The sequence below is a fragment of the Streptomyces sp. NBC_00162 genome (genome assembly GCF_024611995.1).
Lineage (GTDB): Bacteria > Actinomycetota > Actinomycetes > Streptomycetales > Streptomycetaceae > Streptomyces.
Genome location: NZ_CP102509.1, coordinates 7,416,666 through 7,434,250, shown reverse-complemented (window position 1 = coordinate 7,434,250; position 17,585 = coordinate 7,416,666). Strand labels below are relative to the sequence as shown.

Below are 17,585 nucleotides of genomic sequence, written 5' to 3'. Positions count from 1 at the left end.
CTCAGGGCGCAGTGTGCTCTGAGCTGACTCCGCTCCTGGTGAATTCGCGTGCGCGGGGCGGGCGCGGGTCCGTACGTTCCCGGTATGGATCTTGTCGAAGTACTCCCGAACCGGCTCCACATGCTCCGATTCCCCATCGGCCAGGCCTATCTCTGGCAGGACGGCGAAGCCCTGACCCTGATCGACGCGGGCAACATCGAGTCCGCCGCCGAGATCGAGGGGGCGATCCGGTCCCTCGGGCTGCTGCCGGAGCGGCTGGAGCGGATCGTGCTGACCCACTGCCACGGCGACCACATCGGCGCGGCCGGTGAGCTCGCCGCCCGCTGGGGCGCGCGGGTCCTGGCCCACCGGCTGGACGCCCCCGTGATCCGGGGCGAGCGGCCCGTGCCCGAACCGGTGCTGCTGGACTGGGAGGTTCCGCTGTACGAGCACGCCCTGAAGGTGGTGCCCGGGGCTCCGCCCACCCCGGTGGACCAGGAGGTGGAGGACGGCGACGCGCTGGGCTTCGGGGACGGGGCGTACGCGGTGCACTCCCCGGGCCACACCGACGGCAGCATCGGCGTCCACCTCCCGCGCCACGGCGTGCTGTTCACCGGGGACTGCGTCGCCGCCGTCGGCCCGCTGATGCTGGGCGTCTTCAACGTGGACCGGGCCAGGGCGGTGGATTCCTTCCGGCGCCTGGCCGCGCTGTCTCCCGCCGTCGCCTGCTTCGGCCACGGCGACCCCGTGACGACGGACACGGCGGCCGCGCTCGCGAAAGCCGCGGCCGACACCGCGTCCTGAGGTCCGGTCAGCCGACGGGTACGCCCGCCTCCAGGTACAGCGGACGGCCGCGTTCCCGGGCGCGCAGAGCCCAGCGCAGGCGCTCGTGGCGGTGCTGCGGGAGCAGTGCGCCGGCCTCGGCCTCCGTGACGAAGCGCCAGGCCCGCAGTTCCGGGCCGGGCAGCCGGAGCCGGGCCGCCGCGCCGTCCGGGAGGCGGCCTCCGTCGAAGAGCAGGCGCAGGCCCCCGTAGCCGGGCGGCTGCGGGGGCTCCCAGTCGACCACGAGCAGCCCGGGCGCCCGCTCCAGTACGAGGCCCAGTTCCTCGGCGACCTCCCGTACGCCCGCGCACGCCGGTGCCTCGCCGGCTTCCACGACCCCGCCGGGGAACTCCCAGCCCGCCTTGTACGTCGGATCCACCAGCAGCACCCGGTCCTGCTCGTCGAAGAGCAGCACCCCGGACGCCACGGTCTCCCGCGTGGGCTCCGGGGTCTGGACGATGTCGCAGACCGGGGCCTCCTCGGTGCGCACTGCTTCGGCGATCCGTTCCGCGGTCTCCCGCACGCTCAGAACGCCGTTGTCGATGACGTGCGCGTCCGCGGTGAGCCAGCCGAGCGCCTGCTGGTAGGCGGGGATGTGGTCGTATGCCCACTGGCGGACGTGGAGGTCCACCTCCGCCGCCGGTCCCGGCTCCTCCCGGGTCGCGATCCGCTGGCGAAGGATCGTTTCCGCAGGGGCCAGCAGCACATGGCGCACCGGTATCCGCCGGGCCGCCAGACCGCCGAAGATCTCGTCCCGGTACTCCTGCCTGAGCAGGGTCATCGGCACGACGAGCACTCCGCCCACCTCGCCGAGCATCGCCGCCGCCGTATCCACGACCAGGCGCCGCCAGCTCGGCAGGTCCTGGTAGTCGGAGACCTCCGCCAGTCGCTTGCGCGGCAGCAGCACCCGCAGCGCGTCGCCGATCAACTCCGGGTCGAACAGGGTGCTGTCCGGCAGGATTCCGGTCAGTTCGCGGGCCGTGCTGGTCTTCCCGGCGCTGAATGTGCCGTTGATCCAGACAATCACGTCTACCCCTCTCCCCATGGCTCGTCCGGAGCCCCCAGTGGCTTGCCCGTCCCACCCTGCCACGGAAACCTCACTATCGGCCGAGTGCTTATCCTCAAGGTCAGAGCCCCGCCCGATATCTCCGGAGGTTTCCCCACCGTGCCCCACAGCCGCCGCCCGTCCGACCCCCGTTACGGAAACCGGCCGACCATGAAGGACGTGGCGGCCCGGGCGGGCGTGGGCCTGAAAACGGTGTCGCGCGTGGTCAACGGGGAGGCCGGAGTCACCCCCGACACCGAGCGGCGCGTCCAGGAGGCCATCGACGCCCTGGGCTTTCGCCGCAACGACAGCGCACGCGTGCTGCGCAAGGGCCGCACCGCCACCGTGGGCCTGGTCCTGGAGGACCTCGCCGACCCCTTCTACGGTCCGCTGAACAGGGCGGTGGAGGAGGTGGCCCGCGCCCACGGGGCGCTGCTCATCAACGGCTCCAGCGCCGAGGACCCGGACCGGGAGCGGGAGTTGGCGCTCGCGCTCTGCGCGCGCCGGGTGGACGGGCTGATCGTGATCCCGGCGGGCGACGACCACCGCTATCTGGAACCGGAGATGCGGGCCGGGGTGGCCACCGTGTTCGTGGACCGCCCGGCCGGCCGGATCGACGCGGACGTGGTGCTGTCGGACAGCTTCGGCGGAGCCCGGGACGGGGTGGCCCACCTGATCGCGGGCGGTCACCGCAGGATCGGCTTCATCGGCGACCACCCCCGGATCCACACGTCGGCGGAGCGGCTGCGCGGCTACCGGGCGGCGATGGCGGACGCCGGTCTGCCGATGGCCGAATCCTGGGTGTCGCTCGGCTCCACGGCCCCCGAGCGGGTCGCGGCGGCGGCCCGGTCGATGCTGGCGGGCCCGGAGGCGGTGTCGGCCGTGTTCGCCGGCAACAACCGCGTGACGGTCACACTGGTACGGGTCCTCGCGGACCGGGAGCGGGAGTCGGACCGCCCGGTGGCCCTGGTCGGCTTCGACGACTTCGAGCTGGCCGACCTGCTCCGCCCCGGCGTGACGGTGGTCGCCCAGGACCCGGCGGCGCTGGGCCGGGTGGCCACCGACCGCCTCTTCCAGCGCCTGGCCGGAGCCGACCTGCCGCCGTCCCGCATCGAACTCCCGACCCGCCTCATCGCCCGCGGCTCGGGCGAACTCCCGCCCGCACCCTGACCGTTACCGGATCAGCCCGCGCAGCCCGGGCACGGCCCCGCCGGCGGCGGCCAGCCCGGCCAGGACGCTGAGGGCGGGGTGCGTTCCGCCGAGGAAGGTCAGCCCGCCGGCGACGAGTCCGATGAGCGTCGCGGTGACGAGCACGACGGCTGCGTGCAGGGTCAGGAGGGGCGGATCGGTGTCCGGTGATGTGGTCATGCTCCGATTTCAACCCCGGACCGGCGGCGGCCTCCTACGGACGGAACGGGTCTGAGCGAAGCCGATCGCCGGTGAACCATCCAGAACGGCCCGGGCGTTCGGTGGAACACCGCCGTACGACCCGCCGCCGTTCCGGTCCGTTCGGAGAATTCCCGGACCGTTCCGTCCACGGCGCCTAACCTGGGCGGCAAGCCGGCCCGGGGGGACGCTGATGGATCCGCACGGCACGTTCGAGGAGGAACTCGCCTCCTTCGCCGCCGAGTTGCGCCGTCTGCGGTTGGAGCGCGGCAACCGCTCCTACCGCGACCTCGCGGCCCGTGCCGCGAAGACGGGCAACGGCATCCGGCTTCCGGTGGCCACGCAGAGCGATGCCTTCCGGGGAAAGCGACTGCTGGGCTTCGACACGCTGATGGCGTTGGTTCGGATCCTGCACGCCTACGACGAGTACGGGCAGGAGGTGCCCGTACCACCGCACAGCGCGCCAGCGCTCGATGGGTGGCGGGCCCGCTGGCGGTCACTGGCCGCCCTCCAGCCGACGGTCCCGGCCCGGCCGCGTGTCGCGCCCTCGGCCGGGCCGCCGCCGGACGAGGTCATGCAGGCGTCCCGCCCCCCGACCCCGGAGCGGGGCTCGCCGACGGCCGTCCCCGAGCGCTCCGCCTCCGGGGATTCACTGGCCTCGCGTGCGCTGGTCGCGGCGCTGGACAACGCCGAACCAGTCGAACTGCCTCCCCTGGACATGGGCCACCCGCTCTTCCGGGTGGCGTTCAGTCCCGACGGCCGGATTCTCGCCACGGCGACGGGAGGGGGATCCGTGCTGCTCCGGGATCCGGTGACCCGGCAGGCCCTCGGTGAACTGGACGCCCTTCCCTGGGCACTGGCCTTCTCCCCCGACGGCACCGCCCTGGCCACCAGCGCCAACGGGGAGGTTCGCGTGTGGGATCTGCCGGACCTGACCCTGAGGTTCGTCCTCACCGGGTTGGACAGCGCGGTGAAGCGGGTGGTCTTCTCCCCGGACGGGCAGCTGCTGGCCGTGGCGAGCGCGGACCGGACGGTGCTGTTGTGGGACATGGCCGCCGGCAGGGTCCCGGGCGGTCCGCTGATCGGCCACACCGGGCTGGCCTTCTCCCCCGACGGGAGTCGGCTGGCCACGTCAGGCGCGGATCAGCCGACACACCTGTGGGATGTACCGCACCGCCGCGGACTGCCCGGCCGCCCGCTGCAGGGGCACAAGGGGACGGTGTGGGCGGTCGCCTTCGCCCCGGACGGCCGGATGCTCGTCACCGCGGGCGCGGACGGCACCGTGCGGCGGTGGGATCCGAACATCGCGGAGCCGCTGGGCGCGCCCCTCACCGGACACCGGGGTGACGTGTACGAGGTGGCCTTCACGCCGGACGGGAGGCTGCTGGTCACGTCCGGCGCCGACGGGACGGTACGGCTGTGGGATCCGGTGACCGGTGCGGCCGTGGGTGATCCCCTGCCCGGTCACAGCCTGACCGTCGGGGCGGTGGCCTTCTCCCCCGACGGCTCCCTGCTCGCCTCCGGCGGGCTGGACGGGAGGCTGCGCCGCTGGATCGTCGGACGCGCCTGAACACGCGAGGCCCGGCCGGGGTGTACCCGGCCGGGCCTCGTACGGAACTACGAAACTACACGGCTCAGGCGGTCGCCGTCAGGGTCGCCGAGCGGCGCGGGATCGCGAAGGCGTCCAGTTCCGCGCGGCTCAGGCCGGTCAGGGCGGCGACCTCCTCGGCGCCGACGGCGCCGCAGTCCAGGCCGCGGACCAGGTAGCCGGCCAGCGCCTTGGCGGTGGCGGGCTCGTCCATCACGTCGCCCTCGATCTTGGCGACGTACGCCTTCAGGCGCGCGGCGGCGGCGTCGAGGCCCTCGCGGTAGAAGGTGAAGACGGCCGCGTAGCGGGTCGGCAGGTGCGCCGGATGCATGTCCCAGCCCTGGTAGTAGGCGCGGGCCAGGGCGCGGCGGGTCAGGCCGTAGTGGAGCTTCCAGGCCTCGTGGACGTGCTCGGTGGTGCCGATCGGCAGCACGTTCGTGGAGCCGTCGGAGACGCGTACGCCGGTGCCGGCGGCCGCGACCTGCATGATGGCCTTCGCGTGGTCGGCGGCCGGGTGGTCGCTCGACTGGTAGGCGGCGGAGACGCCGACGCAGGCGCTGTAGTCGAAGGTGCCGTAGTGCAGGCCGGTGGCGCGGCCCTTGGCGGCCTCGATCATCCGGGCCACGGTGGCGGTGCCGTCGGAGGCCAGGATGGACTGGCTGGTCTCGATCTGGATCTCGAAGCCGATCCGGCCCGGGCGCAGGCCGCGGGCCGTCTCGAAGGCCTCCAGCAGCTTGACGAAGGCGCTGACCTGCTCGGCGTACGTGACCTTCGGGAGGGTCAGGACGAGACCCTCGGGGAGTCCGCCGTTCGCCAGCAGACCGGAGAGGAAGATGTCGGTGGTGCGGATGCCGCGGTCACGGACGTTGGACTCCATGCACTTCATGCGGATGCCCATGTACGGGGCGTTCGTGCCGTTGGAGAAGGCTTCGGAGACGAGGCGGGCGGCGCGGGCCGCGGCCTGGTCCTCCTCCTCGTCGGAGCGGACGCCGAACCCGTCCTCGAAGTCGACGCGGAGGTCCTCGATCGGCTCGGAGGCGAGCTTGGCGCGGACGCGGTCGTAGACCGGTACGGCCAGCTCGTCGGAGATGCCCAGCACCTTGGCGAAGGTGGCGGCGTCCGGGGCGTGCTCGTCGAGCGCCGCGAGGGCCTGGTCGCCCCAGGAGCGGATGGTGTCCGCGGCGAACACGTCACCGGGCACGTAGACGGTGTGGATGGGCTGACGGGTGCCGGGGTCGCCCGGGTAGTGCCGCGCGAGCTCCGCGTCCACCGGCGCGAGGGAAGCGCTGATGCCCTCGCTGACCGCGCCTGCGAGGCTCGTCGCCACCTTCTCCTGCTGACCCATCGTGCACTCTCCTCTTTTCCGCTTCACGGAAGCTTAGATCCGCATAGCAGAATTTAGTCACGGGGTTCCGCTCCGTCAATGGTCCCCCGGCCGTCCTGGACAAACGACTCGGGGCCGTGCGGTGAGAATCACCACACGGCCCCGGAGACCACGTACCCGCAGGTCAGACCTTAAAGGTCAGCCCTTGCGCGCCTTGATCTCCTCGGTCAGCTGCGGGACGACCGCGAAGAGGTCGCCGACCACGCCGTAGTCGACCAGGTCGAAGATCGGGGCTTCGGCGTCCTTGTTGATGGCCACGATGGTCTTCGAGGTCTGCATGCCGGCCCGGTGCTGGATCGCGCCGGAGATGCCCGAGGCGATGTACAGCTGCGGGGAGACCGACTTGCCGGTCTGGCCGACCTGGTTGGAGTGCGGGTACCAGCCGGCGTCGACGGCGGCGCGCGAGGCACCGACGGCCGCACCGAGGGAGTCGGCGAGCGCCTCGATGATGTGGAAGTTCTCGGCGCCGTTGACGCCGCGGCCGCCGGAGACCACGATCGCGGCCTCGGTCAGCTCGGGGCGGCCGGTCGACTCGCGCGGGGTGCGGCCGGTGACCTTGGTGCCGGTGGCCAGGGCGCCGAAGGTGACGGCGAGCGCCTCGACGGTGCCGGCGGCCGGGGCGGCCTCGACCGGAGCCGAGTTCGGCTTCACGGTGATGACCGGGGTGCCCTTGGACACGCGGGACTTGGTGGTGAACGACGCGGCGAAGGCGGCCTGGGTCGCGACCGGACCCTCGTCACCCGCCTCCAGGTCGGTGGCGTCGGTGATGATGCCGGAGCCGATGCGGACGGCCAGGCGCGCGGCGATCTCCTTGCCCTCGGCAGAGGAGGGGACTAGCACGGCGGCCGGGGAAACGGCGTCGTACGCGGCCTGGAGCGCGTCCACCTTCGGTACGACGAGGTACTCGGTGAACTCGGGGGCGTCGGCGGTGAGGACCTTGACGGCACCGTGCTCGGCGAGCACGGCCGCGGTGGCCTCGGCACCGGCGCCCAGGGCGACGGCGACGGGCTCGCCGATGCGGCGGGCCAGCGTCAGCAGCTCGAGGGTGGGCTTGCGGACGGCGCCGTCCACGTGGTCGACGTAGACGAGAACTTCAGCCATGGGACTGCTCTCCTGCTATTGCGAAGTGTCTGGGGGCTAAGAGGGATGACCGAAGTTCTTAGATGAACTTCTGGCCGGCCAGGAACTCGGCCAGCTGCTTGCCGCCCTCGCCCTCGTCCTTGACGATCGTGCCGGCGGTGCGGGCCGGGCGCTGCGCCGCGGAGTCGACCGCGGTCCAGGAGCCCTCGAGGCCGACCTCGTCGGACTCCAGGTCCAGGTCGGACAGGTCCCAGGACTCCACCGGCTTCTTCTTGGCGGCCATGATGCCCTTGAAGGACGGGTAGCGGGCCTCGCCCGACTGGTCCGTCACCGAGACGAGCGCGGGGAGGGAGGCCTCCAGCTGCTCGCTCGCGGTGTCGCCGTCGCGGCGGCCGGTCACGGTGCCGTCCTCGACCTTGACCTCGGAGAGCAGGGTGACCTGCGGGACGCCCAGACGCTCGGCCAGGATCGCCGGGAGGACGCCCATGGTGCCGTCGGTCGAGGCCATGCCGGTGATGACCAGGTCGTAGCCGGCCTTCTCGATCGCCTTGGCGAGCACCAGCGAGGTGCCCATGACGTCGCTGCCGTGCAGGTCGTCGTCCTCGACGTGGATGGCCTTGTCGGCGCCCATCGACAGCGCCTTGCGCAGCGCGTCCTTGGCGTCCTCGGGGCCCACCGTCAGGACGGTGATCTCCGCGTCGTCGGCCTCTTCGGCGATCTGCAGCGCCTGCTCGACGGCGTACTCGTCGAGCTCCGACAGCAGGCCGTCGACGTCGTCACGGTTGACGGTCAAGTCCTCGGTGAACTGCCGGTCGCCGGTGGCGTCGGGCACGTACTTCACACAGACAACGATCCTCAGGCTCACGCCGGCTCTCCTACCGCATCGTCTTTTCTGGTACCGCCTTGTGCAGGCAGCATAGGCGCCTTGTCGGGCGGATCCCGGTCGGGGCGGCCCGCGCTCCGAAGGGAATGTTACTCGTCAGTACACCGTGGGTCCCGCCAAGTCGCAAGCTCGGTGAACTGTGATCTGTCCAACGCCGCCGGACCCGCCCCAGCAGGGACGATTCAGTCGCGCAGCGCGTTGAAGCGACCTTGGTGGTACAGCAGGGGGCGACCCTCCCCGGCCGGATCCCCCGCGACCGCCTCCGCGATGATCACACGATGTTCGCCGGCGGGCACCCGCGCCACCACCCGGCAGACCAGCCACGCGAGCACGCCGTCCAGCACCGGGACCCCGTGCGGACCGGTGCTCCAGTCGGTGGCGGGGCCGAAACGGTCCGCCCCGCTCCGGGCGAAAAGGCCCGCCAGCTCCCGCTGGTGCTCGCCGAGTATGTGGACGCCGAGGTGGTCGCTGTCGCGCACCGCGGGCCAGCTGGAGGATCCGGTGCCGATGGTGAAGGACAGCAACGGCGGATCCGCGGAGACGGAGTTGAGCGAGGTGGCGGTGAAGCCCGCCGGGCGCCCGCCGGTCTCCGCGGTGATCACGGCGACTCCGGCGGCGTGCCGCCGGAACACGGAGCGCAGGAGGTCGGGCGAGCCGGGGTGCCCGGTGCCGAATCGGTGGGACGAAGCCGTCGGGGCCGCAGGAGCGGTCATCGGGGTACTTCCTTCTGCCGCGGAGCACGCGGGCGCTGTAGGGGATCGGGGACCGGGGACGTTCAGTGGTCCCGACAGCGCGCGCTCGCGTGGCGGACGAGGTCCACGTGGACCCGCCCGTAGAGCAGGAGTTCATACGGCATACGGCCAGCGTGGCGATCTCCCGTGTACACAGTCAAGCGGGATCCGTCAGATGTCAGGCGCGTCACGCTGCGTGCGGGCCCGCGCGACGGCGCGTGTACCGGCGCGCTGCTCCCACCGCGCCTCGAACCGCGCCTCGAACCGGGCCTCATACGGCGGCGCCCAGGGCCGCGATCACATCCGCCTTGCGCGGCATCCCGGCAGCCCGCCGGACGATCCGCCCCGCCGCGTCCAGGACGAGCACGGTCGGCGTCTTCTCGATCCCCAGGGCCCGGACCAGGTCCAGCCGGTCCTCGGCGTCAATCTCGATGTGCGCGACCCCCGCGACCATCGCCGCGACCTCGGCGAGTATCCGCCGGGTGGCCCGGCAGGGCTGGCAGAAGGCGCTGGAGAACTGCACCAGGCTCGCCCGCTCCCCCGGCTCCGCGCCCAGTTCAGCGGCACCCAGCCGTACCCGCCCGTCCTCGTGCCCGAGCACCCGCGCTCCCGTCGCCGTCCTCGCTTACGCGCACCATCCTCGTACGCTCGTACTCTGATCGGAGCGCCCAACAAAGGGCCCGCATTCCCGGCGTGACGAGAATCTCTCCGGGCACACTCGTCTGGGCTGGCCAGCAGCCCGCCTATGGGGCACGATCCCCCATGGGTCGCGTACCTACGCTTCCGTAACTTCCGGCCGGGAGCACCTCCCCAGGCAGAAAGCGGGGTCTCCCCACCATGGCTGAGCTCGTCTACCCTCCCGTGATCGGCGCCGCGCACGGACTGTTCCGCGCGCTGGACATCCGCATCGACATGAAGGGCACCGAGAACATCCCGCGCAAGGGCGGGGCGGTCCTGGTGTCGAACCACATCGGCTACCTCGACTTCATTTTCGCCGGCCTGACCGCGCGGCCGCAGAAGCGCCTGGTGCGCTTCATGGCGAAGGAGTCGGTGTTCCGGCACAAGGTGTCCGGTCCGCTGATGCGTGCGATGAAGCACATCCCGGTGGACCGCAAGCAGGGTGAGACGGCATACCAGCACGCCCTGGACTCGCTGCGGGCCGGCGAGATCATCGGGGTCTTCCCGGAAGCGACGATCTCCCAGTCCTTCACCCTCAAGAGCTTCAAGTCGGGTGCGGCGCGCATGGCCCAGGAGGCCGGTGTCCCGCTGATTCCGGTGGCCCTGTGGGGCACCCAGCGGCTGTGGACCAAGGGCCGCCCGAAGAACCTGAAGCGCAGCCACATCCCGGTGACGATGCGGGTGGGCGAGCCGATCGAGGCGCCGACGGACCAGTACGCCGGGGCGATCACCCGCCGCGTGCGCGAGCGCGTGCAGGAGCTGCTGGACGCGGCGCAGCGCGCCTACCCGGACAAGCCCAAGGACGCCACCGACTCCTGGTGGCTGCCGGCCCACCTGGGCGGCACCGCTCCGACGGCGGCCCAGGTCAAGGAAGCCGGCTGACCCTGCCGTCGAAGCGCGGCCCGGCCCCCTGCGGGACGGGGCCGCGCTGTTCGTCGTAGCCGCTCAGTTGGGGTTGTCGGCGTGGGTCAGGGTCTCCCACGCCTCGAAGTGGTTCTCGGTGCCGGCCGGCCGCCGCCCCTCGGTGAGCCTGCGGGTGTTCTCCATCGTGACGCCGAGCCGGGTGTGCAGGGCGTTGTAGCCGACCTCCGTGGCCGGGCCGATGCCCTTGGTCAGGCTTCCCCCGCAGAGCCAGGACGGCACGGGCTCGCCGAGTTCGTACTTCGCGTGGAAGCCCAGGGCGTGCCGGAACCGGTCCTTGAACTGCGGGTACAGGTCGCGCCCCTGGATCCGCGAGGTCTCCGCGACGTGCATGGTGGCCGCGATGCCCATGCCGGTGTGGCCGAAGTCCCGGCAGGTCTCCTGGGCGAGGCCGTCCACGAAGGTGCTCTGGTCGTGCCAGTAGCCGATCAGCTCGCTCCGGGTGTCGATGCCGGAACGGGGCGGGTAGACGGGCTGCGCGCCGTCGGACGCCAGGTAGAAGTAGGCGGGGACACGGCCGAGGTAGATGCCCATCGCCTTGTCGTAGCTCGCCCGGTCGTCGAGATGGACCGAGATCCCGACGGCGGCGTCCATCATGATCAGTTCCCAGTTGCCGTTGCTGTTCGGCTTCCCGTTGATCACCTCGGGCAGGTAGACCTCGCGCAGCATGGTCGCGAAGCGCGTCCGGTTCGCCCAGCCGCCGGCGTACGTGTGCTTGATGATCTCGGCGGCGCGCGGCCAGGTCGACCCGGCCCAGCCGCTCTGCAGGGGCGCGTTGCTGTTGGTGTGGTCCTTGATCGTCGCGGACCAGGCGTCCATCAGCTCGATCGACTTCTTCGCGTACTTCGCATCCCCGGTGATGTACCAGGCGAGCGCGTGGCTGTACGCGGCGATGGCGTCCTCACGCTCCTCGGTGCAGCCGTTGTTCGGGTTGGAGTACGAACCGCACTCGACGACGGCGCGCGGCTTGGGCGTGCGGGACAGCGATCCGTACCTGCTCGCGAGCATGGCGTCGAACGCCGGCTTCCAGGGCTGCTGGCCCGCTTGCACCTTGGACCGTACGAAGTCCAGTTGTGCGCGGCTGTTGAGCACTCCGGGATGGGCGAACTGCGCGGGGGCGGCGGCAACGGCGGGAGCGGGAGCGGGCGGCGCCGCGACGGTGGGGGCGGGGACCACCGCCACCAGTAAGCCGAGGGCCAGGGCGGCGAGCCCGGCGGGGAGTCCGAAACGCATGGGGGGCCTTCCGGTAGGAGGGGTTCCGGTGGCCCGAAGATACTCATGCCCATGCCAAGCTGACAACGATGTCTGACAAGAAAGTTTCCTGTTGCTCTTCGAGAGGTCAGCCTTCGCGCTTGCGGCGGCGATGGGCGGCCACCCGCGAGCGGCTGGAGCACGTGGTGGAGCAGTACCGGCGCGCGCTGCCCGGCCCGGTGGCGAGGAAGAACCGCCCGCAGCCCTCGGCGGCGCAGGCGCCCCAGGCGATCCGCCCGTACTCGGTGAGCAGCTGGGCGAGGGCGAGGGCGCCCGAGGCCAGGAACCAGTCGCCCCAGCCCGCCTCCTCGCCCCGGTCCACGTGCAGGTGCCAGGGATGCCCGTCGTGCCGGGTCAGCCGGGGCCGGGTGGCGCACTCCTCCAGCAGGGCGTTGAGGGCGCCGGCGGCCCGGTCCTCGTCGCTCTCGCCGAGGACCCCCGCCATCCGCCGGGCGGCGGCCCGCAGTTCGGCGGCGCCGGCCTCGGGGAACGTCTCCGCGGTGAGGTCCGCCGGACGCTCCCCGTGGGCGGCGAGCAGCTGCGCGAGTGCGGCGCGCGGCAGTTCGGGGTCCACGCGGACCGCCTCGGCAAGGTCGATCAGCCGCCTGGCCGCCGAGAAGCCCCCTCGCGAGTCCGCCATGCCCGGATCCTTTCCCTGTACACCCGAATGACGTAACGTCTTGAGCTGTTATCACGTTACAGCAGCGGGGAGGGGTCGGGATGAGCGGGTTCGGGCGGTACCTGGCGGCGGCACTGGCCGCGCGGTTCGCCTCCGAGGGCATGGGCATGGCCGTGGTCCTGCTCGCCCTGGAGCGCACCGGGAGCGCCTCGTACGGGGCGTTCGTGCTGACGGCCTGGCTCGCGCCGCACGTCCTGGCGGCTCCGCTCGCCGGCGCCGCCGCGGCCCGGGCCCGGCGCCCGCGGCTGTTCCACGTCGGCGCCCTGGCCGGGTTCACGGCGGCCGTGGCGGCGCTGGCCCTGCTGCTGGGCCGGGCCCCGATGCCGCTGGTGCTCGCGGTGGCGGTGCTCGGCGGCAGCTGCGGGCCGATGGTGACGGGCGGGCTGTCCAGCCTGGTCACGGGGCTGGTCCCGGCGGGCGCCGGGCGCGACCGGGCATACGGCTGGGACGCGTCCACCTACAACGGCGCCTCGGTGACCGCACCGGCGGCGGTCAGCCTGGCCACGGCACTGGGCTCGGCGGCTCCGGCGATGGTGGTCCTGGCGGTGTCCGGCGCACTGGCGGCCGCGCTCGCCGCGACCCTCCCGTACGGGGCCCCGGGCGCGGGCGGGCCCCAGGACGGGCCTCGGGCCGGTCTGGGGGCGGGGCTCGCGGCGCTGTGGCGGGTCCGGGAGCTGCGGGCCGTCACCTCGGCGACGACCCTGGCCTTCGTGGGCATCGGCTCCCTCACCACCACCTCGGTCCTGCTGGCCGCCGGGCTCGGCAGCCCGGGGGCCGGGGGTGTGCTGATGACGGCCTTCGCGGTGGGCGCCCTGGTGGGCTCGCTGACCCTGGGCCGGATGACGTCCGTGGAGCCGGGCCGGCTGGTGCGGTGGGCCCTGGCCGGGACGGGGGCGGCGCTGGCCGCGGCCGCGTCCACGCCTTCGGTGGCCGCCACGGCGGCGCTGTTCGCAGTGGCCGGGGTGTGCGACGGACCGCTGCTCACGGCCACCCTGCGGATCCGCTCGGAGCACGCCCCGGACGCGGTGCGGACGCAGGTGTTCACCCTGGGCGCCGGGCTCAAGGTGACGGCGGCGTCGGCCGGAGCGGCCCTGGTGGGGTTCGCGGCCGACGCGCCCGCGTGGACGCTGTTGACCGGGATCGCCGGGCTCCAGCTCGCGGCGGCCCTGCTGCACGCCCTGACGGCGGCGCGCAAGCCCGCCCCGGCGGCAGCGGTCACAGGGCTGTCGGCAGGTTCTCCCACAACTGCGGCCGGTCGGCGGAGTCCTGGAGCGCCTTGAGCGCGGCCGGGTGCGGGGCGGCGTACAACTCGGGGTGGTCGACCTCGCCGAGCTCCGGGCGCACGGGGAAGGCCAGTCGCTCCACGTCGAGGCTGAACCGGGCGTCCACACCGGGCTTGTTGCCGCGCGGGTCCACCCGGGCCCAGCCCTCACCACCGGGCAGCCGCAGCGCGATCAGCCCGTGGATCAGGTGGTTGCCGCCGTCGTCGTCGGCGAGCCGCTGGTAGCAGAGGGCCGCGGGGATGCCCTGGGCGCGCAAGAGGGCCGCCAGGGCGTGGGACTTGGCGTGGCAGATGCCGTTGCGGGTGGCCAGGACGTCGGAGGCGCGCCAGGCGACGCGCAGGTCGCCGGAGTCGGCGGAGTGCGGGACGGCGTCGCGGACGAACTCGAAGACGGCCTCGGCGTATGCGTACGCGTCGCCGCCCGTGGCGGTCCAGAAGGCGTCGGCGGTTTCACGCACCAGCGGATGCTCGTGATCTATGGCTTCGTCGGCCGCCAGATAGGCGGCGAGGTCAGGCTGCTCCTGGATCAGTTCCATGATCCAGGAGCATACCTATGCCACTCTTCGCATGACTATCGATTTATGCGGAGGGGATTCAGCGCGCCATCTCTTCCTTCAGCGCCTGGAGGAATCCGTCCACGTCCTCTTCCTGGGTGTCGAAGCCGCACATCCAGCGGACATCGCCCGCGGCCTCGTCCCAGAAGTAGAAGCGGTAACGCTTCTGCAGCCGGCGCGACACCTCGTGCGGCAGCCGCGCGAACACCGCGTTCGCCTGCACCGGGTAGAGGATCTCCACGCCGTCCGTCTCGCGCACGCCCGCGGCGAGCCGCTGCGCCATCGCGTTGGCGTGACGGGCGTTTCGCAGCCACAGGTCCTTGGCGAGCAGCGCCTCCAGCTGCACCGACACGAACCGCATCTTGGACGCGAGCTGCATCGACATCTTGCGGATGTGCTTCATCTGCCGGACCGCGTCCGGGTTGAGCACCACCACGGCCTCGCCGAACATCATGCCGTTCTTGGTGCCGCCGTACGACAGCACGTCCACGCCGACCGTGTTCGTGAAGGTGCGCATCGGCACGTCGAGCGAGGCCGCGGCGTTGGCTATCCGGGCTCCGTCGAGGTGCACCTTCATGCCCAGGCCGTGCGCGTGGTCGCAGATGGCCTTGATCTCGTCCGGGGTGTAGACCGTGCCGAGTTCGGTGTTCTGGGTGATCGAGACGACCTGCGGCATCGCCCGGTGCTCGTCCTCGAAGCCCCAGGCCTCCTGGTCGATCAGCTCGGGGGTGAGCTTGCCGTCCGGCGTCGGGACGGCGAGCAGCTTGATGCCCGCCATCCGCTCCGGTGCGCCGCCCTCGTCCACGTTGATGTGGGCGGTCTTGGCGCAGATCACCGCACCCCACCGGTCGGTCATGGCCTGCAGGGCGACGACGTTGGCGCCCGTGCCGTTGAAGACCGGGAAGGCCTGCGCGTACGGCCCGAAGTGGCTGCGGAAGATCTTCTGCAGGTGTTCGGTGTACTCGTCCTCGCCGTACGAGACCTGGTGCCCGCCGTTGGCCAGCGCGACGGCCGCGAGGACCTCGGGGTGCACCCCCGCGTAGTTGTCGCTCGCGAAACCGCGCACCGCCGGGTCGTGGTGGCGCCGGGCGTCGGTCTTCCCGGCATCGGTTCTCACGGTTGCGGAGTGAGCCACAGACGCTGTCCGTTCACATCGATTGCGGGTCGCTCCCAGACGCCGGCGATGGCCTCGGCCAGCTCCTTGACGTCGGTGAAGCCCGCGAACTTCGCATTGGGACGCTCGGCGCGCATCGCGTCGTGCACCAGTGCCTTGATGACCAGGATCGCAGCCGCCGCGCCCGGGCCTTCCTCGCCCCCCGCCTTGCGGAAGGAGTCCGCGAGGGCCAGGGTCCAGGCCTCGGCCGCCGCCTTGCCCGCGTTGTACGCGGCGTTGTTGGCGACCGGCTTGTGCGCGCCGGACTGGCTGACCAGGACGTAGCGGCCGCGGTCGCTGCGCAGCAGTCCGTCGTGGAAGGCGAGCGAGGTGTGCTGGACGGTGCGGATGAGCAGCTTCTCCAGGAAGGCCCAGTCCGCGAGGTCGGTCTCGGTGAAGGAGGCGCTGCCGCGCCAGCCGCCGACCAGGTGGACCAGCCCGTCGATCCGGCCGAACTCCTTCTCGATCTGCTCGGCCCAGGCCTTGGTGGCCGCGAGGTCGAGCAGGTCCACCGTGTCACCGGTGATGCTGGCGCCGCCGTGGGCGTAGCGCGCCGCGTCCACCGCCTCGGCGAGCCGCGCCGCATCGGCGTCGGACGCGACGACCACGGCACCCGCCTCGGCGAGGCGGAGCAGGGTGGCGCGGCCGGCGGGGCCACCGGCCCCGGCCACCGCCACTACCGCCCCGTGCAGCTTTCCGTTGCCGTTCCCGGAGCCGTTCATCTGTACAGCCTCCTGTGGGCGGTCGCTCACGCGGCGACTCGCTCGGCCTGCTCGGCGTTGAGGGCGGTGATGCCCTTGGTCGAGGCGATCACGCCCTTGAGCTTCTTGGCGAGCGCCTCATAGAACATGCTGAGCGGAAACTCGTCCGGAAGCACGTCGTCAACGAGCTTGCGCGGAGGCTGCGTCATGTCGAGGGCGTCGGGGCCCTTGGCCCACTTGGACCCCGGGTGCGGGGCGAGGTACGTCGAGACCAGGTCGTAGGCCTTGAACCAGTGGACCAGCTTCGGGCGGTCGATGCCGGCCCGGTAGAGGTCCTCGATCTCGGCGCACAGCTGGTTGGTGACCTGCGGGGCACGCATCCAGTCGATCTTCAGCTTGTTGTCCGTCCAGCGCACGACGTCGTGCTTGTGGAGGTACGCGAAGAGCAGCTGGCCGCCGAGACCGTCGTAGTTGCGGTTGCGGTCGCCGGAGACCGGGAAGCGGAACATCCGGTCGAAGAGGACGGCGTACTGGACGTCACGGCCGTGCTCGTTGCCCTCGGACTCCAGCTTCACGGCCTCCTTGAAGGCGGTGAGGTCGCAGCGCAGCTCTTCCAGGCCGTACATCCAGAACGGCTGGCGCTGCTTGATCATGAAGGGGTCGAACGGCAGGTCGCCGTGGCTGTGAGTGCGGTCGTGGACCATGTCCCACAGGACGAAGGCCTTCTCGCAGCGCTCCTGGTCCTGGACCATGGCGGCGATGTCCTCGGGCAGCTCGATGCCCAGGATGTCGACCGCGGCCTCGGTGACCTTGCGGTAGCGGGCGGCCTCGCGGTCGCAGAAGATGCCGCCCCAGGTGAAGCGCTCGGGGGCCTCGCGCACGGCGATGGTCTCCGGGAAGAGCACGGCGGAGTTGGTGTCGTAACCCGGGGTGAAGTCCTCGAAGGTGATGCCGAGGAAGAGCGGGTTGTCGTACCGGGTGCGCTCCAGCTCGGCGAGCCACTCGGGCCACACCATCCGGAGCGCGACGGCCTCCAGGTTGCGGTCCGGGTTGCCGTTTTGCGTGTACATGGGGAAGACCACGAGGTGCTGCAGACCGTCGGTGCGCTCGGCGGCCGGCTGGAAGGCCAGCAGGGAGTCGAGGAAGTCCGGCACCCGGAAGTCGTCGGCGACCCACTTGCGCAGGTCCGCGACGAGCGCCTGGTGGTAGGCCGCGGCGTGCGGGAGCAGCGGGGACAGCGCCTCGACGCCCTCGATCACGCACTCGACCGCGGACTCGGCCTCGGCCCGGGTGGGGGCGCCGGCGGCCTCGAAGTCGATCGAGCCGTCATTGGCCTGCCAGGGGCGGATCTCCTCCACGGCGGCCTTGAGCGCGGGCCACGCGGGGTGGTCGACCACCCGCGCCCCGGCGGTTATCACGGCACCGCCGGCACCCGGCACAAGAGTTTCCGTCATGTCACTTCCTCCAC

The 17,585-nt window shown here is 72.0% G+C and carries 18 protein-coding genes; 5 read left to right on the top strand and 13 right to left on the bottom strand.

Annotation, left to right across the window (positions count from 1 at the left end):
• Positions 1–84 precede the first annotated feature (84 nt).
• Entirely contained in the window at positions 85–783 is a 699-nt protein-coding gene (locus tag JIW86_RS34335) for an MBL fold metallo-hydrolase (protein WP_215145463.1), read from the top strand.
• A 7-nt stretch (positions 784–790) separates the two neighbouring features.
• On the opposite strand, the gene JIW86_RS34330 is transcribed toward JIW86_RS34335, so the two are convergent.
• Positions 791–1,828 (bottom strand): NUDIX hydrolase, encoded by a 1,038-nt coding sequence (locus JIW86_RS34330; RefSeq protein WP_257557871.1) that lies wholly within the window; start codon positions 1,826–1,828, stop codon positions 791–793.
• A 189-nt stretch (positions 1,829–2,017) separates the two neighbouring features.
• Here JIW86_RS34330 and JIW86_RS34325 point away from each other — a divergent pair, with 189 nt between their 5' ends.
• Positions 2,018–3,016: a LacI family DNA-binding transcriptional regulator gene (locus JIW86_RS34325; RefSeq protein WP_257559545.1), complete on the top strand. Its 999-nt coding sequence runs from the start codon at positions 2,018–2,020 to the stop codon at positions 3,014–3,016.
• Between the two features lie 3 nt (positions 3,017–3,019).
• On the opposite strand, the gene JIW86_RS34320 is transcribed toward JIW86_RS34325, so the two are convergent.
• Positions 3,020–3,214, bottom strand: coding sequence for a hypothetical protein (locus JIW86_RS34320; protein WP_257557869.1), 195 nt, complete (start codon positions 3,212–3,214; stop codon positions 3,020–3,022).
• A 211-nt stretch (positions 3,215–3,425) separates the two neighbouring features.
• Between JIW86_RS34320 and JIW86_RS34315 the strand changes: the two genes are divergently transcribed.
• The gene (locus tag JIW86_RS34315) at positions 3,426–4,802 is read left to right on the top strand and encodes a WD40 repeat domain-containing protein (protein ID WP_257557867.1); all 1,377 of its coding nucleotides are present in this window, start codon (positions 3,426–3,428) and stop codon (positions 4,800–4,802) included.
• A 64-nt stretch (positions 4,803–4,866) separates the two neighbouring features.
• Here the strand turns inward: JIW86_RS34315 and JIW86_RS34310 are convergent, their stop codons facing one another.
• The 5 genes from JIW86_RS34310 to JIW86_RS34290 form a co-directional block, all read right to left on the bottom strand.
• A complete protein-coding gene (locus JIW86_RS34310) occupies positions 4,867–6,165 on the bottom strand; it encodes a DUF6986 family protein (protein ID WP_215145458.1) in 1,299 nt (432 codons plus the stop codon).
• Between the two features lie 177 nt (positions 6,166–6,342).
• Positions 6,343–7,305: an electron transfer flavoprotein subunit alpha/FixB family protein gene (locus JIW86_RS34305; protein ID WP_257557864.1), complete on the bottom strand. Its 963-nt coding sequence runs from the start codon at positions 7,303–7,305 to the stop codon at positions 6,343–6,345.
• A gap of 58 nt (positions 7,306–7,363) precedes the next feature.
• Positions 7,364–8,149 (bottom strand): electron transfer flavoprotein subunit beta/FixA family protein, encoded by a 786-nt coding sequence (locus JIW86_RS34300; protein WP_257557862.1) that lies wholly within the window; start codon positions 8,147–8,149, stop codon positions 7,364–7,366.
• A gap of 200 nt (positions 8,150–8,349) precedes the next feature.
• On the bottom strand, positions 8,350–8,880 hold the full coding sequence (locus JIW86_RS34295; protein WP_215145454.1) for a flavin reductase family protein: 531 nt from the start codon (positions 8,878–8,880) through the stop codon (positions 8,350–8,352).
• A 289-nt stretch (positions 8,881–9,169) separates the two neighbouring features.
• Positions 9,170–9,499, bottom strand: a complete 330-nt coding sequence (locus tag JIW86_RS34290) for a TlpA family protein disulfide reductase (RefSeq protein ID WP_257557860.1) — start codon at positions 9,497–9,499, stop codon at positions 9,170–9,172.
• Positions 9,500–9,735: 236 nt separating this feature from the next.
• On the opposite strand from JIW86_RS34290, the gene JIW86_RS34285 reads away from it, so the two are divergent.
• Positions 9,736–10,458 (top strand): lysophospholipid acyltransferase family protein, encoded by a 723-nt coding sequence (locus JIW86_RS34285; RefSeq protein ID WP_215145450.1) that lies wholly within the window; start codon positions 9,736–9,738, stop codon positions 10,456–10,458.
• A gap of 63 nt (positions 10,459–10,521) precedes the next feature.
• Here JIW86_RS34285 and JIW86_RS34280 read toward each other — a convergent pair whose 3' ends face one another.
• Together JIW86_RS34280 and JIW86_RS34275 are read right to left on the bottom strand one after the other, a co-directional pair.
• Positions 10,522–11,730 carry an alginate lyase family protein gene (locus JIW86_RS34280; RefSeq protein WP_257557857.1) on the bottom strand — a complete coding sequence of 403 codons (1,209 nt, stop codon included), beginning with the start codon at positions 11,728–11,730 and terminating at the stop codon, positions 10,522–10,524.
• Positions 11,731–11,836: 106 nt separating this feature from the next.
• A complete protein-coding gene (locus tag JIW86_RS34275) occupies positions 11,837–12,388 on the bottom strand; it encodes a CGNR zinc finger domain-containing protein (protein ID WP_257557856.1) in 552 nt (183 codons plus the stop codon).
• A gap of 80 nt (positions 12,389–12,468) precedes the next feature.
• Here JIW86_RS34275 and JIW86_RS34270 point away from each other — a divergent pair, with 80 nt between their 5' ends.
• Complete coding sequence (locus JIW86_RS34270) at positions 12,469–13,707, top strand: MFS transporter (RefSeq protein WP_257557853.1); 1,239 nt, start codon at positions 12,469–12,471, stop codon at positions 13,705–13,707.
• On the opposite strand, the gene JIW86_RS34265 is transcribed toward JIW86_RS34270, so the two are convergent.
• Genes JIW86_RS34265 through JIW86_RS34250 form a run of 4 tightly spaced genes read right to left on the bottom strand, consistent with a single transcriptional unit; the run spans position 13,643 to position 17,571 of the window.
• A complete protein-coding gene (locus tag JIW86_RS34265) occupies positions 13,643–14,245 on the bottom strand; it encodes a transglutaminase-like domain-containing protein (protein WP_215145444.1) in 603 nt (200 codons plus the stop codon). The genes JIW86_RS34270 and JIW86_RS34265 overlap by 65 nt on opposite strands.
• 58 nt (positions 14,246–14,303) lie before the next feature.
• A complete protein-coding gene (locus tag JIW86_RS34260) occupies positions 14,304–15,398 on the bottom strand; it encodes a threonine aldolase family protein (protein ID WP_374199287.1) in 1,095 nt (364 codons plus the stop codon).
• Positions 15,377–16,138, bottom strand: a complete 762-nt coding sequence (locus JIW86_RS34255) for an SDR family NAD(P)-dependent oxidoreductase (protein ID WP_257557852.1) — start codon at positions 16,136–16,138, stop codon at positions 15,377–15,379. Before JIW86_RS34255 ends, JIW86_RS34260 begins: the two co-directional genes overlap by 22 nt.
• A 26-nt stretch (positions 16,139–16,164) precedes the next feature.
• A complete protein-coding gene (locus tag JIW86_RS34250) occupies positions 16,165–17,571 on the bottom strand; it encodes a DUF6421 family protein (protein WP_257557851.1) in 1,407 nt (468 codons plus the stop codon).
• Positions 17,572–17,585: the final 14 nt, after the last annotated feature.